The organism is Fluoribacter dumoffii NY 23 (assembly GCF_000236165.1).
Lineage (GTDB): Bacteria > Pseudomonadota > Gammaproteobacteria > Legionellales > Legionellaceae > Legionella > Legionella dumoffii.
The window spans coordinates 3,604,326-3,629,389 of the sequence record NZ_CM001373.1; the positions used below are offsets into that span (position 1 = coordinate 3,604,326).

Here is a 25,064-nt window from a genome sequence, read left to right on the forward strand (position 1 = left end):
AGGAAAGAAAAGAAGAAGCGGAAGACAAGAAAGGCGAACACCCTAATTTTAGGCTAGAGAGCGCTTCTTTCTTGACTTTAATCCAAAGGGGCATGGTATAATTAGCTTAACCCGATAGCGAGAGATTTTAGAACCAATGCTAACAGCATGGGAAGCATCCTGAAATCGGCGTTGTGCAAGCCCGCCCTGGAAGCGGGAAGCCTGAACCGATTCATCCGCTGCCCACTTGAACCTCAGGGTTCATAATCCATGTCTGTCGGGGCTATCCTTTCATGAGTTGTTCTTTTAATAAAAGATACTCATCCCTGACCTTGGCTGCTGCCTCAAACTCCATATTTTTTGCATGCAAATACATTTGTTTTTCAAGGGTATTGATGTGTTTCACCAATTCCTGGGTTGACCAATGCAGGTAGTCCGGATTGGGTTCTGCAACAACACTGTTGCGTTTTCCATGATAAGCCCCCTCCATAATGTCAGTGATGGACTTGTTAATTCCTTTGGGTGTGATCCCATGTGCCTCATTAAAGGCTTTTTGTTTTTCACGCCTCCTGCTGGTCTCTTCCAAAGCCCTTTGCATGGAGCCGGTAATCTTGTCTGCATAAAGGATAGCGCGTCCTTTCATGTTGCGCGCCGCGCGCCCTATGGTTTGAATTAAAGAACGATCGGATCGTAAAAAACCTTCCTTATCCGCATCAAGAATGGCAACTAAAGCGACTTCCGGCATATCCAGGCCTTCACGTAATAAATTAATTCCGACCAGGACATCAAAGACTCCCAGACGCAAGTCGCGAATAATTTCAACCCGCTCAACAGTGTCGATATCTGAATGCAAATACCGTACTTTAACCCCGTGTTCATTTAAATAATCGGTTAAATCTTCTGCCATGCGTTTAGTTAAAGTAGTAACCAACACGCGTCCATTTTCCCGGGTGACTTGTCGAATCTCTGACATTAAATCATCTACCTGAGTGCGCACAGGCCGAATTTCAACTTCGGGATCTACAAGACCTGTGGGGCGTACTACTTGCTCTGCAACATTATCGGAGTTCTCCTGTTCATACGAACCGGGAGTAGCTGAAATATAGATAGTTTGGGGGGAGCGCGCCTCGAACTCCTCAAAGCGTAACGGCCGGTTATCCAAAGCCGAAGGAAGTCTGAACCCATACTGCACCAAAGTCTCTTTACGGGAGCGATCGCCCCGATACATACCGCCAATTTGGGGAACGGTAACGTGAGATTCATCAATAATCAACAGTGAATCTGCAGGTAAGTAATCAAACAATGTGGGGGGTGGCTCACCCGCCTCCCGTGCGGATAAATAACGGGAATAATTTTCAATTCCGGAGCAATAACCGAGTTCCAGCATCATTTCCAGATCAAAAAAAGTGCGTTGCTCCAAACGCTGGGCTTCAACCAGCTTATTCTGCTCCTTGAATTCAGCCAAGCGTGCTTGTAATTCTTCCTTGACCCAATCTACAGTTTGCAAAATACGGTCTCGAGGAGTCACATAATGGGTCTTGGGGAAAATAGTAACCCTGGGCAAACGCCGTAAAACTTCCCCCGTAAGGGGATCGAACTGGGCAATGTTTTCTACCTCGTCATCAAATAATTCTATGCGTATTGCCTCACGCTCGGAATCTGCAGGAAAAATGTCGATAATATCGCCATGTACGCGAAACTGGCCACGCTCCAGGGACAAGTTACTGCGAGTGTACTGCATTTCTGCAAGTCGTCTTAAAATTTTACGCTGATCGGATTGTTCTCCACGGGAGAGATGTAATACCATACGCAAATAGGAATCAGGATCTCCCAAACCATAAATTGCAGAAACAGTTGCGACTATAATCGCATCTTTACGCTCAATTAAGGCTTTGGTAGCAGACAAACGCATCTGTTCTATGTGCTCATTTATGGATGAATCTTTTTCGATAAAAGTATCCGAAGAAGGCACATAAGCTTCTGGCTGATAATAATCATAGTAGGAAACAAAATATTCCACCGCATTATCGGGGAAATATGCTTTGAATTCGCCATAAAGCTGGGCAGCTAATGTTTTATTAGGCGCCATAATTAAGGTGGGCCGACGCATGGCTTGAATTACATGTGCTATAGTAAAGGTCTTGCCCGAACCGGTAACCCCTAGAAGGGTTTGTTTGGCCAGACCTGATTTCAAGCCGTCAATTAGTGAGGCAATGGCGGTCGGTTGATCCCCAGCGGGCTTATAATCGGCATACAGTTTAAATAAATCTTTCATATCTTTAGTATATCTCACAGGAGCAACAAATGGATATCGCATTAGCAAAACGCGTGCAAAAAGTTAAACCTTCGCCTACTTTGGCTGTAGCAGCAAAGGCTACCCAAATGCGTGCCCAAGGGCATGATGTAATTAATCTGGGTACAGGTGAGCCTGATTTCGACACGCCGAATTATATTAAAGAAGCCGCTATTGCTGCCATTAACAAAGGATATACCAAGTATACTGCTGTTGATGGAATTCCTGAATTAAAAGAAGCCATAAAAAATAAATTCAAAAACGAAAATGGCTTTGATTATCAACTCAATCAAATTTTGGTTTCCGTTGGCGGCAAACAAAGCTGCTACAACCTCTGCCAAGCGCTGTTAAATCCCGGGGATGAAGTCATCATTCCTGCGCCCTACTGGGTCTCCTATCCGGATATGGTGTTATTGGCTGAGGCAACCCCCGTCATTATTTCAACCACCCCGGCACAACGTTATAAAATCAATGCGCAGCAATTAGAAGAAGCGATTACCCCCAAAACCCGCCTCATCTTTTTAAATAGCCCATCCAATCCATCAGGAGTAGCCTACACACTCGATGAGCTAAGCGCTTTGGCTGCAGTTTTGAAAAAACATCCGCAAATTATTATTGCGACTGATGACATGTATGAACATATCCTCTGGAGCCAACCTTTTGCCAACATCCTCAACGCCTGTCCTGAATTATATGAGCGAACTATCGTATTAAACGGCGTTTCTAAAGCGTATGCCATGACCGGATGGCGGATAGGGTATGCTGCAGGCCCGGTTACGTTAATGAATGCAATGAAAACCATTCAGTCGCAATCAACTTCCAATCCCTGCTCGATTGCACAAAGAGCAGCCGTAGCAGCATTAACCGGCGGTCAGGAAAGTGTACTGGAAATGGTAAAGGCATTTCGCCAAAGACATGACTTTGTCGCCTCCAGATTGCAAGAAATCCCCGGGATAGAAGTGATCCCCGCTGACGGTACTTTTTACATTTTCCCAAGCGTACAGGCAATCATTGAAAAACGCGGCTATCAAAATGATCTCGAATTCTCGGAGCAATTGCTTCTCAAAGAAGGGGTAGCTTTAGTACCCGGATCGGCCTTCGGCAATGAAGGCTGCATCCGCTTATCTTTTGCAACCAGTATGGAAATACTGGAAGACGCCTTAAATCGTTTGCAGCGTTTTTGCAGCTAATTCATTTACTCCCTTCTCCCATGGGAGAAGGGACCTTTAATGCATGGGGAGAATGTTCTCTTTAGAGAAAGCCCCCAAGCACAATAATTACCCCAAAACCACAAATAACTCAAATTTTAAAAAATTATTATCAAATCTACTTGACCCTCAATCAGAATCGTTTTAAGATTCCGACCCTATTCCCCGGTAGCTCAGTCGGTAGAGCGGATGACTGTTAATCATTAGGTCACAAGTTCGAGTCTTGTCCGGGGAGCCACTCCCAGTCTGGGTTTTGGCGAAATTCATCAAACCTTAAATTTTGGCTCTTTCCCAATTACGGGGGCACTCACCAGTTAACAACACAGCACCCTAACACGGGTTCTATAATTTTCAAAGTTACGAAAGCAATAAGCTCTTCTTTGTATCAACTTCATCTTTCTATGAAACCCTTCTGTAATGCTATTAGACTTCCTAAAACGCCACATACGTACTATTTCTTCTTTCCATTGACAGAATGTTTTTCCGAGAGCCGCCAATGCTTTAAATGGACTACTCTTCAGGTCATCGAGCATATCCCATCCTTATCGATACCGATAAAAGTTAACCCCTCAGCAGTTAATCTAAAGCGACCACCAGCATAGTCACAAACAATTGGACGCTGCTTTGGTGTATTGGGTAATTCAATAACATGATTTTGTGACATAGATAATTCTCCAAACAACATACAAACCATCGGAATGAAGTAAATCCATTCTGACGAGCTTTAAATTTAAGCATTCTCAAAGGTCTGTAACTGACCTTCGTCACTGGTTGAGTAATAAATTTTTTGTTGTTGGATAAAATTCAACACTTCGCTTTTTCGGTACAATATCTTGCGACCGATTTTTAAATAAGGACCACCCCACCCGACCAGCGGTTACGTTCAAGTAACTGGGTGGAGCAGCTTAATACCGCAGCGATAGTTTGTTGATTAAAAAGCGTAGAATGTGGCGCTGATTCGAATTCGTTTAATAGATTCAAACGGGATGGTTTTTTTAAAGGCATAGGAAATTTCTCAGTTGTTTACTCCTCAGTCAAATGCAGAGATGTCCCTTCCTTGAACAGAACTCAACGCATCATCCAGTATCACCTTGGACAATTGATTGATATTCTTTTTTCCTAATCCTTTGACTTCCAACTGCTTACATTTTGTTGGAACATCGGGCTTACTCCTTAAGCTTGGAAAAAGTATCTCGTACTCCCTCAAAGAATGTCAAGCACAAAAGATCAAATTCAAAGAGGTGTTATTGAATGATATTGATTGTTAATGAAAATTGATAAAAATCGAGTGTCCCTCATGCCCCATCAAAAAAAAACAAAATTGGTATTAAATCCTCTTCAGAACAGTTCTCTTTATTACGTTAATTTATTATTGCATATACAATTTTTGAAATAATCGATTTTGTAGCCATATCCAGCGCCGGTAAATATCTCCTGTATACTGATTTGCTATTTCCCGCGCCTTGTCAATTGCAGATTTGAGCACTTTTGACTCGGCATGGAATAAATCAATAAAATTTAGGGCTGCTTCCGTACTACCAAACAAATAAGCTAAATCATTTTGTAAAAAGCCATCCCAAGTTAGAGTCGCATCATATCCAAAACGTGCAAAAGCAAGGTAATTCATTTCATTAATCGGATTAAATGAGCTGACTTCACCAAAGATTGTCGCACCTTTCAAACCAGTTTGATTAGCAAGCTTCATCATTTCAGAAAAACGTTTGCCAACAAATGAGTAACGCTCTTGCTGCCATTGTGACCCCATATGAGTACGTAAGATATTAATCGGTTGTGGTAATTTTTTTACATGCCCTGCTGTTAATTGAGATTTTAACTGCTGCCAATAGTTTCTATTGATGCAAAATTGATATATTGAATCAGTGGGTAAATCACTTAAGGGAGCTAGTGCATCTAAATCCAACAAATTATCCCAATAAGACTCACAAATAAGCCATGTATCACTCTTTATTTTTTTAACGGCGGTAAATAATTTTGGATAAACCTCTGCCATATCATGCACAGACCATTGTTGATGAGTATTGCGACGCTTGCCACAAGTAGAACATTGACATATCCCGTAATCACCGGTTTCAAAATTAATGCCACCAATATCAAAAGTTTCAGCTAGCCATTGAAGTGCTTCAACATGATAATTAATATTTTCTGGCTTTGATGGACAAGCAGCATTTAAATAAAATGTTTCAGGTAAATATAATCTTTGGAAATCAGAAAGATTAAATTCTGAAGGTTGTGAAAATTCTGCACGTAAAAATGGGTGTTTTTTTAACCAATTGCTTAAATGGTATGGATGAGAACCTTCCCAATAAATTCCACCATAGCAATTAATGCCTACCCCTGGAAAAATTCTAACTCCGCGTTCCTTTGCATAATTACAAATAGCTTGTGCTGATTCAATGCCCCCATGACTATCACGTAAAAAACCATAAATGGTTAAACCATTGATGCGGTGGATTGACATAAAATCAATTAATCGAAAATAGTCATTTAAAAAACCATCCTCGGGTTTAGTGTAAGGATTCGCAAAACCAATTTCTTGCAACCCTTGTTGTTCTAAATACCAGTTCGTACTGTGATCCCAAGTCCAAAAAAACCGATAAGGCAAAGAAGGAGACTCCTGAATAGTTAAACCGTCAATGAAAATAGAATCTTCTTGTTTGATTTTAGTTTGTAATGCGCGTACCGCATAAACAACACCAGCAATATCTCCACCAACAATGTTAATGGCAGGACAATTGGATATATTGCCGTTTTGGATTGAAAAAGAACCTTCTATGCCACCATCTACTTCCAATAAAATGATTAAGTGGGCATGCTGCACACTTCTTATTTCTGAGGGTGATTCGACAAGTATTTTGCACTTAGGAAAATAGCTTTTAAGTAAGTGCATTACAAACGAAGAATGGCTTGTGCTCGTTAATATAGCTATAGTGGGATAAGATCTATTAATAATAATCGGTAAGTTAGTAGCATGGAATTCCATTCGGGTATCCTTTTATTTTTTGTTTGATTGCCTCTAATTTTTTTTCTTCTTGAGAAAGAATCACATTGTATTCTTCTGTTGAAACACAAGTGGTTGCAGCAGAATACTGCAACTGATAGTTATTAAAAATAGAATTAAAAATAAATTGAACCCGAGACATATGGAAATCAGAAGTTACTATTATTATTTTTTCAGGAGAATGTTTATCAATAACTTCCTTAGCTAATAAAGCATCTTCTAAAGTATATGTACTTTCTACCTCGCCTAAAATATCATCTCTTGATATCTTATTTTCCATAAGGAAACGTTTTGCATAAAAGGTATGCGGTTTGTCTGTGCGATTAAAATGATCGCCACAACCACCAGTTATCAGTATTTTAGAATTTATATGTTCTTTATAATCTGATATGCCTTTCATTAATCGAGAAATAGCAATGTGAGATAACTCGCCGTGATCATTGTTATAAGAACCAAGTATTAAAATTATATTTTCCATTTGTTTCTTTTAAAATTAGACTAATACTTTTCCCATTATTTTATTAATTAATTCTGCTTTTGAATTAACTCCAAGTTTGGCCTTTATATTTTCTAAGTAATATTCAACAGTCCGAGGCGAGAGCCCAAGTATTTTTGCTGTCATTTTAGTTGTTTTCCCTTTAATCAGGTGATGAAGACAATCTATTTCTCGTTTAGATAAATAAATTCCATCTAACTCACGCCCAGGTAAAATATTATTTATGGATTGCAAAGGATTTTTTTTAACGAATAAGCCAGTATTGAAAATATGCATCAATGATTCAGCTAATGAAGCCTCTGCATATTCTCCCATAACAATAGAAAATCCAAAGGCACCTATTATCTTATTTTCTGAATTATACCAAGGAAATTTAATGGACAGAGCAGGATAGCTTATATCGTCTAAACGAGAAAAATGTTCCTCAACAACTTTCATTTCCCCATGTTTGCGTACACGTTTATCATGTTCGAGGGAGATACTGGCTGTAACTCTATTCGTTACTCGTTCAATTGTATAGCCAATAGCAGCATTCGTAGAAGAGAATCCAGTTAACTTTGCTGTCGAGTCATTTAGACTTAAAATTTGACTTTCATGGTTAGTAAAATAGACATTCAGTGGCATATTAAATATATCTTTTATTGTCATTGTGTTATCTACTATCTCGTTAGACTTACACAATTTAATGCCATTTTGATGAGGTTGAATCAGTTTTTCTTGGTGTAAATCGTAGTCCCTATACTTCATCATAACTCTTTATAGTTGAATCCTAGCAAAAACAGTTAACATCATTGAATTAACAATGAATATTTTATATTCATTGTGCTCTTAATAATACTAAAAAATTTCCCTTAATACTAATGTTTTTTTGTTCCACGTGAGCTAAAAATTTATGGCTATACCGTATTTATTACGGTAATTTTATCTTGGATATTGGCCTAGGATTTCCTCGTTAATTAAAACCGCCAAGAAGAGTTTGATATGGAAGTCTCTCAGCTTAGGACTAATTTTAGGAAAAAAAGAAGGACTGATTTTTTAAATCAGAACTATAAGATTTAAATATGGAATTACCATGGATGAAAAAAATATTATTGAAATCACTTTGAGTACTCAGGAGAAACAAAAACTAATACAAGGAGTTAGCGATATCCCTTATGATCCTTTAGGTGGAGAGCGCTACATCCAATCACTGCGGAAAAAAATATACGAGGTACTACCCGAAGCATTAATTAATATGCTTACAAGCCAACGCAGTACCGATAACCTGGCTTCTGCAATAGTAATTAACAATGTTCCAATCGATGAAACCATTTACGGAAGCCCAGACTTCGAACAAACCGGTAAACACTTTAAATCAGGAAATCTTAGTGAAAACATCATCACCGCCTTTGCCTCTCTAGTGGGTGAACCTTACTCCATATATTTCGAGGGGCAGGAACTTGTTAACAATTTAACTCCACAAACAAATACACGATTTGATTATACGGGCTTGGGTTCTGAAGTAGAGCTTGATTTTCACATTGAAAATGCAGCATTACAGTATGTTTCTGAGGATGATTATTCACCATCGGGTATATTTTTTCTAGGTATTCGAATTGATGAAACCATTGAACCAACAAAAACATTCATCGCTGATACTCGAAAGGCCTTAAAATTACTAAGCACCTATGATTTGAAGATTTTATATGGAGCAAATTTTTATTTAAACCTCCCCTATCGGTGGCGAGAAATCTTTTCTCATGAAGCAATGGTCAAATGTCCTGTACTCAGAGGAACATTGAATAAACCTCGCATAAGTGTCGCCTTTTATTCGAATATGATACTGCCAATCAATCATGCAGCCAAAATGGCATTAACCCATTTTCACCAGGCAGTCAAAGAAACATCTGAGGCCATTCAAATTACTCCTGGAAAATTAATCTATGTGGATAATCGTTTCACTCTGCATGCTCGAGAACGATTTACGCCAACCTACGACAACCAAGGTTGTCCTTATCGATGGATTCAACGCGTTTTTGTAAGCCCTAGTTTATGGGCATTCAGGAATTTTCAAACTGTAGGAGGAAGAGTCTTTCTTCCACATTCTAATAAAGGAATACACAATCATGTTTTTTCACACATCACAGAAGTTGCCTAAAGGACTCTTTAAAGCATGTGTTGTTCCTAGGCCTATTGCCTGGATCAGCACTAAAGATACTGATGGCAATCCTAATTTGGCACCTTTTAGCTATTTTAATATTGTCTCTGAAGACCCTCCTATGATTATGTTTGCCACAACAGGCTCACATGGCAGCGGGGGAGCCAAGGATACGTTAAAAAATGTTGAGGAAACCAAAGAGTTTACCGTCAATTTAGTGAGTTATCGCAGTAAAGAGGCAATGAATATTACGTCACTAGATTTTTCACGAGGAATTAACGAATTTCATATGGCGGAGGTGGATCATTTACCTGGGGAGCTCATCCAAACCTATCGCGTTAATGGGTCTCCTATTAGTTTGGAATGTGTTTATCACCAATCGGTGCAATTACCGACACCTAATGACTCGGGTTTAATCAACAGGATGGTCATTGCGAAAGTCGTTGGTATTCATCTTAATCCGGACATCTTAACCAAGGATAAACGAATCGATACCAACAAACTTAATCTCATCGCAAGAGTAGGATACAACGCCTACACCAAAGTCAAAGCACACTTCGAGTTAAACAGACCTTGCGGCTGCTGTGATAAATTAATGGATTAAACATAATGAATAAGAAAACAATCAAAATAGGTATTATCGGTGGAATGGGGCCTTTAGCTTCAGCAGCATTTGTTGAAACTCTTTATTCGGCCTATCTACACGAGAATACTTTAAAAAAAGAATACCATCCTCCTTGTGTGTATTTATATTCAGAGCCCTTGCAAACTCAATCAACAGCACTGATGTCTGTTCATCAAAGTAAAGCGGAACTCTTAGCAAAGCTGGAAAATAATATAGCTTATCTCTTACAGCAAAATGTCGACTGCCTTATTATTTGCTGCTTTACTGCCCATGCATTACTTCCCCAATTATTACCTGAGCACCAGGCTAAAATTTGCTCCCTTGTAACATGGGTTTTGGAACATGTACTTGCACAAAATACTCAATTTATCGTTCTTTGTGCTTCTTCCGCCAAAGAGGCACAGGTTTTGGAGAGCCATCCACTTTGGGTAAAGGCAGCACGGCAAATTACTTTTGTTGGGAGTGAGGCGCAAGCACAACTCAATACGTTAATTAAGGCAGTGAAAGACAATCTCGTGGATGCACCGCTACTTGATGAATTTTTAGAATTTATGAGCCGATTTCCAGAGCACCAATTTATTATTGCTTGTGCAGAACTCCATATCCTCCACAAAAAACTCCAGGACTACTCTCAAATGCAATTCGCCAACGTGTTTGATCCCTTTTATCACGTGTCGCAAAATATCTGGGGTTGATTAGCATGAAAAAACTCGATTTATCCCCCATTACAAGAGCAATGCAAGCCATTTGCCCAAGTGTTATAAGTGATTTAAAAACAAATTGGGACAAGACTCTGTCCTCCTATATAAAACAAGTGTGGCAAAAACCGATTTCTTGTGTAAGCCCATTAGCACGTCAATCTAGAGCGAAATTTTATTCGGCATTGAGGCTTTTCTTTGGTTCTAACTATATTAATTTTGAGCTCGCTTTTTCTGAATTTGACCGCTATCCCATTTTGCAAACTGGACCACATTGTCAGTTGTACGCAAATGAGATTGACTTTAATGCCATCTTGATGAGTTGGATGGGAAGCCAACTCCATCAGCTAAACCATATGTTTATCTTAAATAGCGTGACACGAACATTACAATGGAGTAGACAACAAGGGCCAGGCTGGCTTAACTTAAAGCAAGGGGTAATTAATTTATTTGCATTAACGCCAAAACAGATGTCCAAACTGAGTGTTTGTTCCTCCTACCCTCGATTAACTTATTGCATTGATAATTTCATCCAATATTTGACTCAAGCTGATTCTTTAGAAAAAAAAGGAATAGAAAAATTACTTACAACCATTGATTCCAATGAATATAAAGGATTTATTCCAGCATTCACCTTATCGAATCGAAACTTACTCACACAGTGTGATCATGCCCAAGAAGTCCAGCCAGTGATCCTAAATGATAACTTCACATCACTTTTAGTTGCAGAACATTTACGTGATCCTGAAGGTATTATTTACCAGCTTATTTTTTCCTCTAAACAACGCAGTAAGTTGAACTATTTAATTAATCTCTTAATGCATGAAAAGAGTCATTTATTCTTAAAACAGGGGACAGAATTTTTTTGGGGCGTCAGAGACAATAAGATACGTGCATTAAGAATTGTGGATAATGTTTTTAAAGAAGAGACAACCAAGCTAAGTAAACAATTAAAAATACCATTAGATCCTCAATCTATTTGTGAGGCCCTTATCAATGGGCAATTAATTCCCAATATCTTTTTAAGTTTTCTAGTTTTATGCCTTATGCCCCAAATTCGAGTATTGGGTGGAACGCGACAAATTGCTTATCTTCCTTTAATCCAAAAAATCTTTGGCGAGCTACTCGGTCCGAATGTTGTTGATGAACAAGAGCTCCTGCAAGAGATGTTAAGTAATGATTTAAACGCATGGGGGACCAACTTTATTCAGGATACGTCTACACCCCTTGAATGGCTTGGTCGTTTATCTTCGGGAAAGGAGCTCTCTTCTCTCAGTACTTATTATCTAGATAAATCGGTATCAGAAATTACCCAAGAATTAACAATTTTTAAGGAACATCCACTATGGAAGTATATGATATAAACTCATCTCCTTGTTTACTCGTCATCGGGGCACGAGAACATACATTACAAAAACTTATGACAATGCAAGTTCAGTTTGTGCTGATTCAGTCGCAACTTGATCCTTTAACTGAGTATTTGGTTGAAAACATCGTATTCGTTGATACTTATGAGAATCTTTCTGAAATAAGTCAAATAGCAGAAAATTTACATCAAGCTCACCATTTTAGAGCGGTTGTTTCTTTTACAGAGTTTGGTTTATACCCGGCAGCATTAATCGCTGAACAATTGAACATTAAAGGCAATGCAATATTTCCAGTGGATCATACACGCGATAAACTTAAAATGCGCTGTTTACTTAAGAAGCATCAGCTTGACTCCATTGTCTATCAAAACTGCCGCACTTTAGAAGATGTATATGCCTTTTATGAGCAAATAAAGGCTCCTTTTATCCTCAAACCTGCTCATGGCGCAGGAAGTCAAGGTGTTTTTTATGTTGACGCCGTTGAAAATATCACTAAAGCATGGAATTGGGCTACACAGCTCGACAACCAAGAGCTTATTGCAGAAGAGTATCTTTTAGGTAAAGAATACAGTGTGGAATCCTTAAGTTTGGATGGGCAACATCAAATCATTGCCATTACTGAAAAGCTTACTACTGAATTTCCTCATTTTATTGAATTGGGTCATTACTCTCCTGCTCGCCTAACTCCAGAAATACAACAAAAAATCCAGCAAATTATGCTTCAATTTTTAGATATTATTCAACACCAAAATGGTCCGGCACATACTGAAATTAAAGTACATCAGGGGGAAATAAAAATGATTGAATCACAGACCCGAATGGGAGGCGATCAAATTTGGGAGCTAACCGAATTAACCACCGGAGTTGATGTCATTTCTGAAACGGTGCTCCATTTATTGGGATTAAGTCAAAAAACAAGGAATAAAAAAGAAAATGCCGCTGCTGTTTTATTTTTTGCACGAGAATTTGAAGAAATTCTTGATATTAATGGCCTTGAGTCTGCAAACAATTTACCTGGAATTGTTCGTATTCATTGTACCCTGAAAAAAGGTCAGAAGTTTGGGAAACTAAGCTCTTCTCAATCCAGACAAGGATATATTTTAGGAACAGGACACGATATTGATGAAGCGATCTCTACAGTACATTTAGCTATGGAACAGGTACAAATAACAACAAAAGTTCACCAGGATTAGGGAAGTACTATGTCAGAATCTATGTACCTTAGTGCAACCCGATCAGGTAGAGCATTTTTTAACATTTCACTCTTTATAACCGCTTTTTTTATCATAAAATTAGGGCAATTTTTGATCGTACCTTTTTTAGCAATTTACTTGAACTATTTTTCTCTATCACCTATTTCTATAGGAGTTATTATTGCTTCCGGGCAATTAAGCCACAGTCTGACAAGCGTATTCATAGGGCATCTATCTGATCGTTACCCTCCGCAGCAATTATTCATCTTGACTTTGTTTGGATCAGCAATTGCCTATGAATCTCTTTATCAAAGCAAATCTTTAGTGTGTTTTATTGTGTTAAATACCATCCTTGGCATATTCCGAGCTGTTTTTGATATTGCATCGAAAACATTGTTGGCCACCAGCATCAATGAGCAACAGAGAACTATTGCTTTTGGTTTGCGTTATGCGGTTTTAAATCTAGCAGCTGCTTTAGGTCCACTCATTGGCGCACGTTATGCTGCTGAACACTCAACTCAACTGTTCCAACAAATCGCATTAAGTTATCTTTCTACTGGTTTTTTGTTGTTGACGTTCTGGTCAAAAAAGAACAATCTGCAGCTCCCAAAAAACTCTAATAGCTCAAAAAGCGCCTCCATCACAGATACCCTGAAACTTATTGTAAAGAACTCCTCTTTAAAAAGGCTCTTTCTGATTAGTTTCATCTGTTACAGCATGTACTCCCAAATAACCTCTTCGTTAGCCCAATATATTGTGCAACAATTTGACGATGGCATTGTAGTGTACAGTAACATGCTAATCGTCAATGCAATAACCTGTGTTTTGCTGCAGATTTTTATTGGACCTCTTCTCCAAAAAGTAAATTATATGTTGCTTGCATCTATAGGATTATCCTTATTAGCTATAGGCTTTATGGGATTTTGCTTTGCCCAAAATAGCTTAACACTGAATTGCTCCATGCTGATTTTATCCCTGGGCGAGGTGATCTTTTTCCCATTGAATGATGTGTTTCTTGCTAAAATTACACCACCTCATGTGATGGGTAGCTGTTATGGTGTTCTTAATGCCTCCGCAATTGGTTTGGCGGTTGGACCCATTTTAGGAGGTGCAATCTATCAGTTAGCTGACTATTATTCTTTATTTTTAATCTGCTCAATAGGTTCTCTACTTACGATTTTTCTTTATAGAAAATTGGTCGCTTTGAATAATACTGATTGAAACAACAAAACTAAAAAGCAAATGGTCCCCAAAGTCCCAACATGAACAATTCATGCTGGGACTGTTTTAACACGGTATTAATATGGGTGTTCCACTACCCCTTTTGCCCCATGCACTTTTTATAAGTATACAATACACTGAACCAATCAATTCTCTTTTACAGACTCATTTAATTCAGCTTCAATTTCTTCAACTGTCGGTAAACTGCCTTTCAAGTCGGTAGGAATTGATTTTGATAAGGTATATTCTGAAACACCCCTATAAGAGCACTAATGTTTCGCAACGCATATTCTGCAATGACTTTATTTTTTGATTTACATAGCAAGATTCCAATCGTTTTGGTTATCTCCTGGCTTTCGTAACTGATCATCAACAGCTGCAAGGTAAAAACCCAACTGCCCGGTATGTTCTGGCTTAAATTTCGTATTTTTCAATTCGATGACAACAAATGCTCGTAATTCGAGGTGGTAAAACAATAGATCAACAAAAAACTCTTGATCATCACAGGTTAGAGGGACTTGAGAACCCACAAAGGCGAAACCTTGGCCGAGCTCAATGAGAAAATCACGAATATGGGTGATTAAAGCATTTTCAATACCATGTTCATGGGCTTTGCCTTGAATGGTCAGAAAATCAAAATTATAGGGATCTTTCAATATTTCATTGGCTAAATCAGATTGTAATTCTGGTAAATGCTTATGGTAGTTGGAGGTTTTATTGTTAGCTATAGCTTGTCGTTCATACAATCCACTTTCGATTTGCATTTCAAGAATGGTTCGTGACCAACCATTTTTTATAGTTTGTTCAGCATACCATTCTCGCTTAGACTCTTCTTTAACCATCTGCATCAAGCGCACAATGTGCCCCCAAGGCAATTGCGAAACGGGCTGTTTCGCAAATTCAATTTGAGGATACAGCTGAGCAAACCGTCGCATATATTCAAGGTTTCTTTTAGAAAAACCCTGCATTTCAGGGAATGCTTGCCTCATATCATGTGAGAACTGTTCCAGAAAATGAGATCCCCATTGATGATTTTTTTGTTTCTCGATTAAATCAGTACCAAGCTCCCAATAGAACTTGATCAACTCACTATTCGCAGCAAGTGCCGCGCGGATCTGAGCCGTTTGTAACCTTGTTTTGATATCGGTTAAGAAATGCTTGTAATCTTGGTTTAGGCGTAATACATCATCTTGAACCTTAATTTCTTTACTCATGAACTGCTCCTTGTTGTTGGATTGCTATTAGTGTTGCGGATGGTTGGACACCCATACACTTCAAAAAATAATCGGTTGCTGCATTGGTTTTCTCAACCGTTCAACATCGGTCACGATGTAGCCTGCAGTAATATCACCGTTCATTTTATGGTTCATTAAACGTTTTAAAGCATAAGCTGAGACATCCAGCCCCTCTGCAATGGTAATAAACGTGCGCCGTAAATCATGAACCGTAAAATGAATGCCTGAGAGCTTAGTTACATTAGCCATTTGCTTACGTGGCTCAATAATATGACCTGCTGCTCCCGTACCAGGAAAAACATACCCGTTAATCCTTTTTTGGCTGCGTGATAATAGCAGTTCATAGAGGTAACTAGAAAGAGGGAGGGTATGCGATTCGTGGTTTTTAGTATCAAGTACGGTTAAGGTTTTGGCGTTTAGATCAACTTGATCCCAGCGTAAAGTTGCGGCTTGCTGACGGCGCTTTGGTGATGCCAATAAGGGGTTTATTAACCCAGCCAGCGAAACCTGTGGCTAATACTTTTTTGTAATTATAAAGAGTATTGTGCTTTAACCATTTACGGACATGGATGTAATCATTGAATACATCGTTTAAGGTGATTTGGCGCATTTTTTCAGCACGCTTTTCGGCAATTGGATCTATTCCTGTTGCAATTTGCCCAAGCAACTATTGCGCTTATTTCCTTGCCATTTCAACCGTAAGTTCGGGATAACGACCTAGGGTAATGCGAGAGAGTTTATTCTTTATCAGTTTCTCAACAAAAAGGGCTTTAGTACCACCAGAGGTAACTCTGATACCAAATCCCTTCATTACATCATCGTAATATCGTTTTTGTGCCGTTCTTCCCTGACCTATTTCTCAGCTATCCCCCAAGAGTAAAAAATTAATGCATCGGGATTAAATTATTTCAATAAATATTTTTTTAAAACATTTAAATAAATAATTTACATCGCCTAATGAATCAATTAATCTAAATAACGTACAAATTGTATTGTAAGTACAACAAAAGGAGTTATGTATGTTTTTAAAAGGAACCTTCTTCTCTGCTGAATTTGAATGGGATACCCATTTATCAGTCCGAAATAATGTTTTAAAGGTAATTAGTGCTTATCTTCCCTATCGGTTTAATGCGCTCACAAAGAAAACGCACATAGAGGAAGCAAAAGATGCAATTGCTTACCTAGAGACACATACAAAAATTACAGATTGTGAACTGTATTTGTTTATTCAATTAAGGAGGCAAGAATTAAGCGAGGAGAATGGTGAATATAAAAAAAGATTAGATTTTTGCGTGCAAAAAATAGAAGAGCAGAATGCCCTCTTCAAAACTTTAGGCACGGCTGGACAAGCTTGTAAATCTATTTTTAGTACCCGTTTGGTTGAAACGTTAACAGGCACCCGAGAAAATGAATCCTTGCAGCCTGGATGAAGCAGAATAAAGCAACAAGGTGGTTCGGATCCCCGGTTGCCTGCAACCGGGTCCCTTAAAATCAAAAGAGAATTTAGTTTTAAGTCAGCGATACTGGCGATCAGGGGTAAAATTAAGACTAAAACATCGACTCTTAATAAAAAGTCTTTAGGGTTTACTTTCCTCTTTATTTCCCTCATCATGATTTAGGTTATCGATTTCCTGAATCTTTTCCTTCAGGTTAGTACGCCAAATGCTGTTTTTATACCCACGTCCATGCGTTTGTCTTGTCTCTTCCTTACGATTTGCCCACTCGTTCTTCCAGTCTTCGCTTTCCCAAAAAGGAGTGACGAGCTCTAACTGAGTCACATTTGATTGAGTATCAAGTCTTACAAATTTAATGGTATCCAGAGCAGTTTGGGAAAATTCCGGCCCAAATTCCGTCACTAATTTATAAACCCTACGCAATTCTGTAAGAGTAGTCCACTTATCATCGGGGCCTTCCTCTCTTTTAGCGATTTGCTTTGGATCATAAGTTGCGTCACTTTTACCAACAACAAAAATTAAAGGGACGAGGGGCTTTCCTTCTTTTTTCTTTTTATAGTTTTCCAGGAATAAGTCATTAAGAATTAACTTAAATAAACCATACATGGAATAAGGATTATCTTTTTGGAGATCGAGGTTGGCGATGGAGTAATCATCAGAATGAAAGGCTGTTATTCCATGTTTATTGATTTCCTCACAGACTTCTACATAGTCATATTTTCCAAAACCAAATACCACCGCGGTTGTACTCTCACCACACACCTTTTTTAGGGATTCTTGATCAATTTTCATGTCAACTAAAGGCAAGAACAGTCATAGTCTAATTATAGTTCAATTAAACGCCCATATTTTATCAGGACATCCTGGACTTGAGCTCATTGCCATTAAAGCATGCACCCCAATTAAGGACGGTGGTTGCTGGTAAACAGGGTTTAAAACGATTCTGTAAATCACCCCTACCCCAAAGCTAAAAATCAAAGTTGACTTTTTTTGACCAATCTGGTTTACTCATTTTGACTCAACTTACTCAAAGTTGAATCAAGAAGTAAATAGAAAGGATACAATTGCTTGGAATTATGCTATTGGATAGTAATCCTACCTTGTTGCATGTTCAAATATTATCAATAAAAACAAAAACCAGGAGTGCGATGTAGATTAGGAACGTTTGATCTGCTCCCACTCAAGCTGTTGTGTACTTATGGAATTTGACCTTTTACTTATTCTCTTTAAAAGTTGTCTCTTAAAACTGCGTCATTGCACTTTTGGAAAGCAGATAATTAAAGATAGAATACTGTACAAAAATTAAGGATAGAAAAAAATGATGTCGAAGATTAATCTATTTAAACCTTCCGCTGCGAAAGCCCCCTCCCTACTCCATGAGGTATATGCAGCACATAAACCCCCTTTTTTTATAGGCTCATATACTGGAAGTAGATGGCGGCATAAGAGTATGGGCAAGACACTCGATTTTATCACTAATACCAATAAACTCAGGGAATTGGAAAAACAAGCTGAAGTTAATCTAAATCAATGGGCCAAAAAAAGAAATTCTGCACCGAAAGCAGTGGAAGTAGTTAACAAAGATTGGGGGCTGGCGACACTTGCTGCAACCAAGAAACATGGTAAACCCTATGCCGTACTCAATATGGCGAATCCGGTTTACCCTGGGGGTGGGGCATTGGAAGGAGGAAGTGCACAAGAGGAAAATATATGGCATCGAAGCACCTGTGCCCGTACCTTGCTCGATGATATGGTGTATTTGGATAAAACTACCAAGACATTTCGTTACCATGATGCAGTAAGCAAATTATTGGAAGCCAAGATCAAAATGACTGATGAAGAGCTTGGTGCATTAAAAAAACAAGGCGGAGAAGCAGATTCGGGGGGTCATAAAGTTTTATTTCTGCGAACTCCCAGAATCTGTTTCCGCGGACCCGAAATACATCTTCCTCTCGATCCCAGTGACTTTTCTTCAGCACATCTTATTGCAGACAGCGACCTGAGTTATACTTTTCTTAGTCCACACGAGATTTTTCCCTTTTATGAATTAAGGTCCGCGGCCCCAGAGTTAGCCGCTGAACCCCAGGGATTGGGGACTGAAGAGCTGGCGCAATACAAATCGGATTTAAGAAGACGTATTGCAGCCCAATTGGATACCTTAATCCTTGAAGGACAACCGAATGTGGTTTTAGGCGCCTGGGGTTGTGGAGAATTTAAAAACAATCCTTCCGTCGTGGCTGAGATCTATGGTGAAGAAATTGAGAAGCGCGCCCACCTTTTCGAGCATATTTTGTTTCCCATAATCAATACGGGCTCCCATAATAATCATGCCATATTTGATAAAGTTCTTTCCGGCATAAAACTTGGTCCTACCCCCTCGAACACTGCGAATTTTAATTTAAATTAAAGCAGTCAGGATTATCAGCTTATGGGCAAGCCCTGCAGTTGCTTGCCCCAACAGGTCTCTTCTGGAAAATATTTTTTCGTCGGGTTTGTCCTGAGATAATTTTGTACCATTCGTATTCATTGCACCATTTAAAATAAAAATTAACCGAGAGACAAAATTAGAAGCCACAATGAACAACATAAGCAATATAAATGTAAATTTTATAAATCTTGAAGAAAACATTTGCATTTTACTCAAGGATTAGATTAATCTGGAAGAGACTCATAGGAAAAGGAGATCACCATGGGTAAGAAAAACGCAAATGCTCGTCAAACAAATGGACAAAATAATACAAAACAATCCAATTCTCACTCATCGCAGCTTTTTTTTAACCAAAAACAAAAAGCTCCCTCATTGGAACTGCAAACAACGCAAACACCACAGGAGATGCAACAACCTCCTCAAGAATTAATTCTGGAGACTGCCACAGATGTATTATTGGCGGCAATTTTACAGGAATTAAAAACCCAGAATATGATTGCTTTATTGAAACTCAAGGCACAAAAAGAACAAGAGCAGGAGGAAATGCAGGCCGCTGAAAAAATGCAAGAAGAAGATCAAGCCCATTTTAAAGAAATTCAATCTTCTATGTATGTTTAATTTAATAGCATCATCACAGCATAGGTCAGCTGCAGCTTGATCTATGCTGTTTTTCATGGAAATAGAAGCATACATTTTTAAAAATATGAACCTTCCCTGTTTCCGAGCCTCCTAAGCAAGAGCAAGAATTGATGCCTTGCAAGATGCTTTTCCGGAACAGGCAACAAGCAATAAATATCCAAGTGGATTGCAATGGCCCTAAAATAATTATGAGGCTTTTTATTCTCGAAAAATAATGGATAAATTTTAGATACTTAGGGAAATCGCGCTTTTATTCTATCTGCCTTAATTCAAGCTACACTTGTTATATACCCTATTAAGGAAGTAAGAAGAATGTCAAGCAAATCACCCTTGATCATTGGCGATGTTAAAATCAAACCCGGAGAACGTAGAACAGTTTTATTTCCGATGCCCAAATTATATGACTGGACGCCCATCAGTTTACCAATCCACATTATTAACGGTTTGGAAGAAGGACCTTCATTATGCATTACTGCAGCAATCCATGGGGATGAGATAAATGGGGTAGAAATTATCAGACGTTTCCTGAAAAAGAAGGGACTAAAAAATATCAACGGAAACGTCATCGCAATTCCCATCGTTAATGTGTATGGTTTCTTATATCAGGAACGCTACCTAATGGATAGAAGAGACTTGAATCGTTCCTTCCCGGGTAATTCCAAGGGTTCTCTTGCCTCCCTGCTTGCAGAAATTATCAGCAAACAAATTTTATCGCAGTCCACCCATGTGATTGACCTGCATACTGGCTCAAACCATCGTTTTAATTTACCGCAAATTAGGGCCAATCTGGATATGCCAGGCGTTGAGGATTTAGCCCGGGCGTTTAATGTCCCGGTTATCCTGCATTCCACTTTTAGAGACGGATCAATGCGGGAATATGCCAATGAACAAGGCATACCCATTTTGGTTTATGAAGGCGGCGAATCCTTACGCTTTGATGAACTGTCCATCAGAACAGGTATTAATGGAATTTTGAGTGTTATGGGGGCATTAGGAATGATCAAGCCAGGAAAGTACAAAGTAAAAAAATGCACCCCTACCGTATCCAGAAACAGTTACTGGATTAGAGCACCAATAAGCGGGATTTTAAGGCACATTAAAAAGTCAGGAAATCGGGTAAGTAAAGGGCAAGTGATTGCCATCATTGCCAATCCAACAAGCACTGAAGAATACAAGTTAAAATCACCTCTTTCGGGCATTATCATTGGAGAAAACATGTTGCCGCTGGTGCATTCAGGGCAGGCTTTATTCCACATCGCAAGCTTTGAAAAATTAACTGTGGTCGAAGAACAATTGGAAAATTTGCAAGAGGCATTTGATTTGAACGACTATGAAGATTAATTATTCAAAAATATTCAAGCCAAAAGCGCATTAATGCCGTTACTGCTTGGGGGGATTCCATAGGCGACATATGCCCGGAGTCTTCGATAACCGCCAATTTAGCATGAGGGATTTTAGTGCGCAGTTCTTCATGATGGGCCAGGGAAAAATTTTTATCCTCCCGAGCATGAATCACTAATGCAGGCATGGTCAAAGAAGAAAGGAAAGAGGTGCATTCTTCCCGTGCCAAAAGCACTTTTTGTTGGGTAATAAGCACTTGTGGGCCAACACTTAAAAACATGGAAAGCACTTCCTTTTTGGCGCGCGCCTCAAAAATGTAATGATCCACAAGGGTTGTGGCCACCGCTTGAAAATTCCCCTGTACGGTATCTGTTATCATCATTTGTCTTTTATGGCGCTTTTCTTGGGAGTCCGGTTGCGCGGAGGTGTTTAACAAGCATAATTTTAAAACCCGCTCCGGAACTCTCCTGGCAAGCTCCAAGGCCAACCAACCACCCATTGAATGTCCCGCCAGGAAAAAATCGCCTTCAACCTGGCTTAATACTTCCTGCAGCAAATCTTCAGTAGTATTTCCCCGCAATAAAGGGACGCATTGACATCGTACCAGTTCCTGCAGATGATGGATTTGATAGGACCAAACCCGCTGATCCGATAATATTCCCGGTAATAAGACCAATGTTTTTTTTGCCACATTTCCCTCATTTAAGAACGAATGATTGTATTATAAAGAGCATACAAAGCAACGCTTGTCAAAACCACGAAATGTATTGCCATTTTCCGGTCATTATAGGTAAATGTATTCTAGAAAGAGAATGATTGGAGAAACTCAGTTTACCATGGTTGTTGCTGAAGCTTTTAATTAAGCATTTTCTAAAAAATAAATTGAAATTCTGGAGAGGCTTAAAAATGAGAAAAAACTTCTTTATCAAATTTCTTAGTGCAGCGTGTATCTTTCAATTTTTATTTACAGCGCAAAGTGCATGTGCCAATCAATCGAAGCATGCCAGCTTATTAAAAGATATGTTTGCCAAAGTAACTGTAGCGAAAAATGATAAAGCGATTCCCGAATATTATGATAAAGATTTTGCGTTGTATTCGAATGGGAAAAAAATGAAGTATGAGGAGTTTTTACATCTTCATCAGAAGGTTTATGAGACATCCATTCAATATAAAGTTCGGTACGACGAGGAAACCTTTGTCGAACAGGGAGATAAGGTAGCCGGCAGATTATTCATTACCATTAACAAACCTGATGAGCCGACCCGAGAAATCGAAGTTATTTTAATTGCGGAGTACAAGAACGATAAATTATACCGGGTTTGGGAACTGACCTATCCTGACTGGTCTAAAATGAAAGCGTTTCAGAAAAATTCGGGTTAATTTAATCCAGTTTTTTCGATAAACAGCAACTATAGAGTAAAACCAATTTTCCTGATCCGGGTATTTTTCTAAGGACAACAGGGATGCAACTGCTTGCATCATTTCATTCATTTCTCGGGTCAGTTATTCTCAGCAATAAGGGAATAAAATTCCTGGAACCTTTGCTTCTGTATTTTACTCATCCGTTGAATAGATAACCGTGCTTTCCAAATTTGTTTGATAACGCCCGTTACCCGGCTACGAGTAGCTTTCATCGCAATCATCCATAAATACACTATAAAGGCATTACCTCGGCTTTTTGTGTCGATATCCAGGAAATAAAGGGCTTTTTTAAAAAGCTGTAACTGGTCTTTTTTTAGAAAAAACGCCAAGCGACTGTTTGCTTTTAACAAATTTTTACGAAGCAATATTTTCTTGAGAAATCGATGAAATTGTCCTGAATCCCTTCGATGTCGACCATACCTTTCATTTATGGATTTGTAATATACCTCCAGGGGAGCATCGCCAGAGTGTTTCTCTATATCTGCAATCACGTTGCAAACAGCATCTTTTATGTCATCGACTCTACATTCCCTGGGGGAGATTAAATAATTTAACTCTCTATCCAAAAGCATGTATTGAATGACCGCGGGACTCCCAGGTCCGCGCAGGCACCATCTTATTGCAGCACGATTGCACATGGATTTAATAAAATAAAAAACGATAACTTAAGCATAGCAAAAGTGTTTATTAAAATTTTTTCGAAAATTAAATTTTCCATGAACTCACTTTTTAACTGAGTTCACTAAGAATGCAGATACTTTAAAGTTTCCGACGCGCACAGTTATAGTCCCAAGTATAGTTCCAAGGGCAGTGGTATAGGATATAAAGCTGTCCATCAAAAAGATCTTTATATATGCCTAAATCATTGCATACTTGTTTAAGTTTATGCACTCAGGTTTATGATTTGAGTAAACCTCTACCGCCTGCAGATGGATCTTTTGGACTTATCGTTGACGTGTCTGCTGTAAAACATGCTTTAAAGCTGATTTTCAACCATTTACAAGTAAATGGCCTTTTGGTATTTGAAACCGAAACTGCATGCAGTACCTGCGGAATTGAGAATATGGCGTGATTATTGGGGTCCTGCTTCCCCACAAAGCTTTTTGCAGGGAAAACTCTTTGGCCCCTATTTCCAATAATTAAATAATAATCCCTGCACGCCAAAAACAGGATCACTTTTAGGTAACCCGGCTTGTTTAATGTGCTCATCAACACGCGGATGCTCTTCTGCCGTGCCATAGTTCATATCCAAATCTATGTCCCATGGGTAAGCCCCTATGCATTTGAAATCGGGGGACAGGTTTATACTTTTATGAGCTACACCTGCAGGAATAATTACCACATCCCCCTTGTTTACCTCATAAATATCCAATTGATCCCCGCCAAATTGAACTCTTCCTTCCCCTTCTAAGATGACCAGGACCTCATGGGTTGTACTGTGATAATGATGATAATCATAAATAGAATCTACCCACGAATTACTCCAGTGATTTTTCTTTAAAAATTTCTGTAAGGTTTGTGCAGGCTCATTAGATATAGCAAATACTTGCTTGTAAATTAATAAAGGGAAACGCGGGTTATTTGGGAAAAATCCTTGCGGCTGAATCAGTGCATGCAGTATTTTTTTGGGAGTTTTTGCAAGGGTTGTATTCATTTTACTTCCTTGTCATTTCTATTATTTTTATGTGCTTTAAAAAACCAACGCCGGAAACGTCACAGCAACCAGTTCGCCTTAAATTTCATGAGTTCATTGGGGAGAAGGGGCGGATGTACTCTCAATAGGCGCTTCTCTCTTTTTTGGAGAAAAAAAGCCAGCAGCTCTTCTTTCCAGGATTCCTTCCGCATAACCGGTTCTCGGCTGTTGGGTAATTAAAGCATTCTGATAGTCGATGCATTTTTGTCCTTTATAGGAAGCAGGATCATCCGCAGTCAATCTGCCATCTGGAGCAATATACGTTACCGATAACTGGCGTTTTAAACATAAGGGCGTCAGTTCATCGACGTGTTTCACCGGATTATTTTTTTGTTTAAACATCAAAACGCTCCTTTATCCTAAAATCAACATCCCTGTGCTTCTTTGATCTTTATAACAAATCTGTAGAAATGAAACAATGCAATTCAATTTGGACAATAAAAAAATCCCTGAGCTAATTAAATTCATCTTGTTGCATCCAGGCTGCTTGCGAATTGTTCCCCTGCTGACAATGAATTCCCTCGCTTTAGCTTCTTAGATCCAGTAAGTAGTTATTTATTTTAAATTTTTACTCAATAAAAAAACAAAAAACAGCCAAATTGTCTATACTTATTCT

General features: G+C 38.8%; 25 protein-coding genes, 1 tRNA gene, 1 other RNA gene and 3 pseudogenes. 15 read left to right on the plus strand and 15 right to left on the minus strand.

All coding sequences use genetic code 11. From position 1 onward, the window contains the following. Positions 1-99: 99 nt before the first annotated feature. Positions 100-269, plus strand: a non-coding RNA gene (ssrS, locus tag KYQ_RS18975) — 6S RNA. On the opposite strand, the gene uvrB is transcribed toward ssrS, so the two are convergent. Next, entirely contained in the window at positions 263-2,254 is a 1,992-nt protein-coding gene (gene uvrB / locus KYQ_RS16530; RefSeq protein ID WP_010655242.1) for an excinuclease ABC subunit UvrB, read from the minus strand. The two genes, ssrS and uvrB, sit on opposite strands and share 7 nt — an antisense overlap. Before the next feature lie 29 nt (positions 2,255-2,283). On the opposite strand from uvrB, the gene KYQ_RS16535 reads away from it, so the two are divergent. Together KYQ_RS16535 and KYQ_RS16540 are read left to right on the plus strand one after the other, a co-directional pair. Continuing rightward, positions 2,284-3,462 (plus strand): pyridoxal phosphate-dependent aminotransferase, encoded by a 1,179-nt coding sequence (locus KYQ_RS16535; RefSeq protein ID WP_019350331.1) that lies wholly within the window; start codon positions 2,284-2,286, stop codon positions 3,460-3,462. A 180-nt stretch (positions 3,463-3,642) separates the two neighbouring features. After that, a tRNA-Asn gene (locus KYQ_RS16540) sits at positions 3,643-3,718 on the plus strand. Positions 3,719-3,794: 76 nt separating this feature from the next. Here the strand turns inward: KYQ_RS16540 and KYQ_RS16545 are convergent. The 6 genes and pseudogenes from KYQ_RS16545 to KYQ_RS16570 all read right to left on the minus strand — a co-directional run. Then, positions 3,795-4,001: pseudogene (locus KYQ_RS16545) on the minus strand (transposase); the annotation flags it as partial. Then, positions 3,998-4,144, minus strand: a complete 147-nt coding sequence (locus KYQ_RS19215; RefSeq protein WP_155808114.1) for a hypothetical protein — start codon at positions 4,142-4,144, stop codon at positions 3,998-4,000. The pseudogene KYQ_RS16545 and the gene KYQ_RS19215, both read right to left, overlap by 4 nt. Positions 4,145-4,210: 66 nt before the next feature. Continuing rightward, positions 4,211-4,485: pseudogene (locus KYQ_RS18445) on the minus strand (DNA-binding protein). Positions 4,486-4,849: 364 nt separating this feature from the next. Beyond that, positions 4,850-6,481: a hypothetical protein gene (locus tag KYQ_RS16560; RefSeq protein ID WP_019350334.1), complete on the minus strand. Its 1,632-nt coding sequence runs from the start codon at positions 6,479-6,481 to the stop codon at positions 4,850-4,852. Next, on the minus strand, positions 6,462-6,977 hold the full coding sequence (locus KYQ_RS18450) for a YdcF family protein (protein WP_019350335.1): 516 nt from the start codon (positions 6,975-6,977) through the stop codon (positions 6,462-6,464). The genes KYQ_RS16560 and KYQ_RS18450 overlap by 20 nt, the downstream gene beginning before the upstream one ends. A gap of 15 nt (positions 6,978-6,992) precedes the next feature. After that, positions 6,993-7,643 carry a helix-turn-helix transcriptional regulator gene (locus tag KYQ_RS16570; RefSeq protein WP_162263152.1) on the minus strand — a complete coding sequence of 217 codons (651 nt, stop codon included), beginning with the start codon at positions 7,641-7,643 and terminating at the stop codon, positions 6,993-6,995. Positions 7,644-8,067: 424 nt separating this feature from the next. On the opposite strand from KYQ_RS16570, the gene KYQ_RS16575 reads away from it, so the two are divergent. Genes KYQ_RS16575 through KYQ_RS16600 form a run of 6 tightly spaced genes read left to right on the plus strand, consistent with a single transcriptional unit; the run spans position 8,068 to position 14,236 of the window. Further along, a complete protein-coding gene (locus KYQ_RS16575) occupies positions 8,068-9,132 on the plus strand; it encodes a Fe(II)-2OG oxygenase family protein (RefSeq protein ID WP_019350337.1) in 1,065 nt (354 codons plus the stop codon). Beyond that, positions 9,101-9,736 carry a flavin reductase family protein gene (locus KYQ_RS16580; RefSeq protein ID WP_019350338.1) on the plus strand — a complete coding sequence of 212 codons (636 nt, stop codon included), beginning with the start codon at positions 9,101-9,103 and terminating at the stop codon, positions 9,734-9,736. Before KYQ_RS16575 ends, KYQ_RS16580 begins: the two co-directional genes overlap by 32 nt. A 5-nt stretch (positions 9,737-9,741) precedes the next feature. Continuing rightward, positions 9,742-10,452, plus strand: a complete 711-nt coding sequence (locus tag KYQ_RS16585) for an aspartate/glutamate racemase family protein (protein WP_019350339.1) — start codon at positions 9,742-9,744, stop codon at positions 10,450-10,452. Positions 10,453-10,457: 5 nt separating this feature from the next. After that, positions 10,458-11,819 carry a hypothetical protein gene (locus KYQ_RS16590; RefSeq protein WP_019350340.1) on the plus strand — a complete coding sequence of 454 codons (1,362 nt, stop codon included), beginning with the start codon at positions 10,458-10,460 and terminating at the stop codon, positions 11,817-11,819. After that, positions 11,801-13,015 (plus strand): ATP-grasp domain-containing protein, encoded by a 1,215-nt coding sequence (locus tag KYQ_RS16595; RefSeq protein WP_019350341.1) that lies wholly within the window; start codon positions 11,801-11,803, stop codon positions 13,013-13,015. Before KYQ_RS16590 ends, KYQ_RS16595 begins: the two co-directional genes overlap by 19 nt. A 9-nt stretch (positions 13,016-13,024) precedes the next feature. Next, positions 13,025-14,236 carry an MFS transporter gene (locus tag KYQ_RS16600; RefSeq protein WP_019350342.1) on the plus strand — a complete coding sequence of 404 codons (1,212 nt, stop codon included), beginning with the start codon at positions 13,025-13,027 and terminating at the stop codon, positions 14,234-14,236. A 211-nt stretch (positions 14,237-14,447) separates the two neighbouring features. On the opposite strand, the gene KYQ_RS19730 is transcribed toward KYQ_RS16600, so the two are convergent. The 3 genes and pseudogenes from KYQ_RS19730 to KYQ_RS18980 form a co-directional block, all read right to left on the minus strand. Further along, the gene (locus KYQ_RS19730) at positions 14,448-14,606 is read right to left on the minus strand and encodes a PDDEXK nuclease domain-containing protein (RefSeq protein ID WP_231294581.1); all 159 of its coding nucleotides are present in this window, start codon (positions 14,604-14,606) and stop codon (positions 14,448-14,450) included. Then, entirely contained in the window at positions 14,551-15,450 is a 900-nt protein-coding gene (locus KYQ_RS19580; protein ID WP_231294582.1) for a PDDEXK nuclease domain-containing protein, read from the minus strand. The genes KYQ_RS19730 and KYQ_RS19580 overlap by 56 nt, the downstream gene beginning before the upstream one ends. After that, positions 15,443-16,327, minus strand: a pseudogene (locus tag KYQ_RS18980) (integrase family protein). Before KYQ_RS18980 ends, KYQ_RS19580 begins: the two are co-directional and overlap by 8 nt. Before the next feature lie 163 nt (positions 16,328-16,490). On the opposite strand from KYQ_RS18980, the gene KYQ_RS16625 reads away from it, so the two are divergent. Further along, positions 16,491-16,901 (plus strand): hypothetical protein, encoded by a 411-nt coding sequence (locus tag KYQ_RS16625; protein WP_010655251.1) that lies wholly within the window; start codon positions 16,491-16,493, stop codon positions 16,899-16,901. A gap of 147 nt (positions 16,902-17,048) precedes the next feature. Here the strand turns inward: KYQ_RS16625 and KYQ_RS16630 are convergent, their stop codons facing one another. After that, complete coding sequence (locus KYQ_RS16630; protein WP_019350343.1) at positions 17,049-17,717, minus strand: hypothetical protein; 669 nt, start codon at positions 17,715-17,717, stop codon at positions 17,049-17,051. 526 nt (positions 17,718-18,243) lie between these two features. Here KYQ_RS16630 and KYQ_RS16635 point away from each other — a divergent pair. From KYQ_RS16635 to KYQ_RS16650, 3 genes are all read left to right on the plus strand, one after another. Then, on the plus strand, positions 18,244-19,332 hold the full coding sequence (locus KYQ_RS16635; RefSeq protein ID WP_010655253.1) for a poly(ADP-ribose) glycohydrolase domain-containing protein: 1,089 nt from the start codon (positions 18,244-18,246) through the stop codon (positions 19,330-19,332). Between the two features lie 282 nt (positions 19,333-19,614). Further along, positions 19,615-19,971, plus strand: a complete 357-nt coding sequence (locus tag KYQ_RS16645) for a hypothetical protein (RefSeq protein ID WP_019350345.1) — start codon at positions 19,615-19,617, stop codon at positions 19,969-19,971. A 333-nt stretch (positions 19,972-20,304) separates the two neighbouring features. Continuing rightward, a complete protein-coding gene (locus KYQ_RS16650; RefSeq protein WP_010655256.1) occupies positions 20,305-21,333 on the plus strand; it encodes a succinylglutamate desuccinylase/aspartoacylase family protein in 1,029 nt (342 codons plus the stop codon). A gap of 4 nt (positions 21,334-21,337) precedes the next feature. Here the strand turns inward: KYQ_RS16650 and KYQ_RS16655 are convergent, their stop codons facing one another. Then, positions 21,338-22,024 (minus strand): alpha/beta fold hydrolase, encoded by a 687-nt coding sequence (locus KYQ_RS16655; protein WP_010655257.1) that lies wholly within the window; start codon positions 22,022-22,024, stop codon positions 21,338-21,340. Positions 22,025-22,239: 215 nt separating this feature from the next. Here KYQ_RS16655 and KYQ_RS18465 point away from each other — a divergent pair, with 215 nt between their 5' ends. Beyond that, positions 22,240-22,713 (plus strand): hypothetical protein, encoded by a 474-nt coding sequence (locus tag KYQ_RS18465; RefSeq protein ID WP_010655258.1) that lies wholly within the window; start codon positions 22,240-22,242, stop codon positions 22,711-22,713. Between the two features lie 119 nt (positions 22,714-22,832). Here the strand turns inward: KYQ_RS18465 and KYQ_RS16665 are convergent, their stop codons facing one another. Beyond that, positions 22,833-23,393 carry a hypothetical protein gene (locus KYQ_RS16665; protein WP_231294583.1) on the minus strand — a complete coding sequence of 187 codons (561 nt, stop codon included), beginning with the start codon at positions 23,391-23,393 and terminating at the stop codon, positions 22,833-22,835. A 215-nt stretch (positions 23,394-23,608) separates the two neighbouring features. On the opposite strand from KYQ_RS16665, the gene KYQ_RS16675 reads away from it, so the two are divergent. Then, positions 23,609-23,827 (plus strand): hypothetical protein, encoded by a 219-nt coding sequence (locus tag KYQ_RS16675; RefSeq protein ID WP_019350349.1) that lies wholly within the window; start codon positions 23,609-23,611, stop codon positions 23,825-23,827. Between the two features lie 54 nt (positions 23,828-23,881). On the opposite strand, the gene KYQ_RS16680 is transcribed toward KYQ_RS16675, so the two are convergent. Together KYQ_RS16680 and KYQ_RS16685 are read right to left on the minus strand one after the other, a co-directional pair. Next, positions 23,882-24,409, minus strand: coding sequence for a cupin domain-containing protein (locus KYQ_RS16680; protein WP_019350350.1), 528 nt, complete (start codon positions 24,407-24,409; stop codon positions 23,882-23,884). 93 nt (positions 24,410-24,502) lie between these two features. Further along, a complete protein-coding gene (locus KYQ_RS16685) occupies positions 24,503-24,790 on the minus strand; it encodes a hypothetical protein (protein ID WP_019350351.1) in 288 nt (95 codons plus the stop codon). Positions 24,791-25,064 lie beyond the last annotated feature (274 nt).

Coding starts and splice junctions, on each gene's coding strand:
- uvrB (WP_010655242.1), bottom strand. CDS start 2,254: ATGAAAGATTTATTTAAACTGTATGCCGATTATAAGCCCGCTGGGGAT.
- KYQ_RS16535 (WP_019350331.1), top strand. CDS start 2,284: ATGGATATCGCATTAGCAAAACGCGTGCAAAAAGTTAAACCTTCGCCT.
- KYQ_RS19215 (WP_155808114.1), bottom strand. CDS start 4,144: ATGTCACAAAATCATGTTATTGAATTACCCAATACACCAAAGCAGCGT.
- KYQ_RS16560 (WP_019350334.1), bottom strand. CDS start 6,481: ATGGAATTCCATGCTACTAACTTACCGATTATTATTAATAGATCTTAT.
- KYQ_RS18450 (WP_019350335.1), bottom strand. CDS start 6,977: ATGGAAAATATAATTTTAATACTTGGTTCTTATAACAATGATCACGGC.
- KYQ_RS16570 (WP_162263152.1), bottom strand. CDS start 7,643: ATGACAATAAAAGATATATTTAATATGCCACTGAATGTCTATTTTACT.
- KYQ_RS16575 (WP_019350337.1), top strand. CDS start 8,068: ATGGATGAAAAAAATATTATTGAAATCACTTTGAGTACTCAGGAGAAA.
- KYQ_RS16580 (WP_019350338.1), top strand. CDS start 9,101: ATGTTTTTTCACACATCACAGAAGTTGCCTAAAGGACTCTTTAAAGCA.
- KYQ_RS16585 (WP_019350339.1), top strand. CDS start 9,742: ATGAATAAGAAAACAATCAAAATAGGTATTATCGGTGGAATGGGGCCT.
- KYQ_RS16590 (WP_019350340.1), top strand. CDS start 10,458: ATGAAAAAACTCGATTTATCCCCCATTACAAGAGCAATGCAAGCCATT.
- KYQ_RS16595 (WP_019350341.1), top strand. CDS start 11,801: ATGGAAGTATATGATATAAACTCATCTCCTTGTTTACTCGTCATCGGG.
- KYQ_RS16600 (WP_019350342.1), top strand. CDS start 13,025: ATGTCAGAATCTATGTACCTTAGTGCAACCCGATCAGGTAGAGCATTT.
- KYQ_RS19730 (WP_231294581.1), bottom strand. CDS start 14,606: ATGATCAGTTACGAAAGCCAGGAGATAACCAAAACGATTGGAATCTTG.
- KYQ_RS19580 (WP_231294582.1), bottom strand. CDS start 15,450: ATGAGTAAAGAAATTAAGGTTCAAGATGATGTATTACGCCTAAACCAA.
- KYQ_RS16625 (WP_010655251.1), top strand. CDS start 16,491: ATGTTTTTAAAAGGAACCTTCTTCTCTGCTGAATTTGAATGGGATACC.
- KYQ_RS16630 (WP_019350343.1), bottom strand. CDS start 17,717: ATGAAAATTGATCAAGAATCCCTAAAAAAGGTGTGTGGTGAGAGTACA.
- KYQ_RS16635 (WP_010655253.1), top strand. CDS start 18,244: ATGATGTCGAAGATTAATCTATTTAAACCTTCCGCTGCGAAAGCCCCC.
- KYQ_RS16645 (WP_019350345.1), top strand. CDS start 19,615: ATGGGTAAGAAAAACGCAAATGCTCGTCAAACAAATGGACAAAATAAT.
- KYQ_RS16650 (WP_010655256.1), top strand. CDS start 20,305: ATGTCAAGCAAATCACCCTTGATCATTGGCGATGTTAAAATCAAACCC.
- KYQ_RS18465 (WP_010655258.1), top strand. CDS start 22,240: ATGAGAAAAAACTTCTTTATCAAATTTCTTAGTGCAGCGTGTATCTTT.
- KYQ_RS16665 (WP_231294583.1), bottom strand. CDS start 23,393: ATGTGCAATCGTGCTGCAATAAGATGGTGCCTGCGCGGACCTGGGAGT.
- KYQ_RS16675 (WP_019350349.1), top strand. CDS start 23,609: ATGCCTAAATCATTGCATACTTGTTTAAGTTTATGCACTCAGGTTTAT.
- KYQ_RS16680 (WP_019350350.1), bottom strand. CDS start 24,409: ATGAATACAACCCTTGCAAAAACTCCCAAAAAAATACTGCATGCACTG.
- KYQ_RS16685 (WP_019350351.1), bottom strand. CDS start 24,790: ATGTTTAAACAAAAAAATAATCCGGTGAAACACGTCGATGAACTGACG.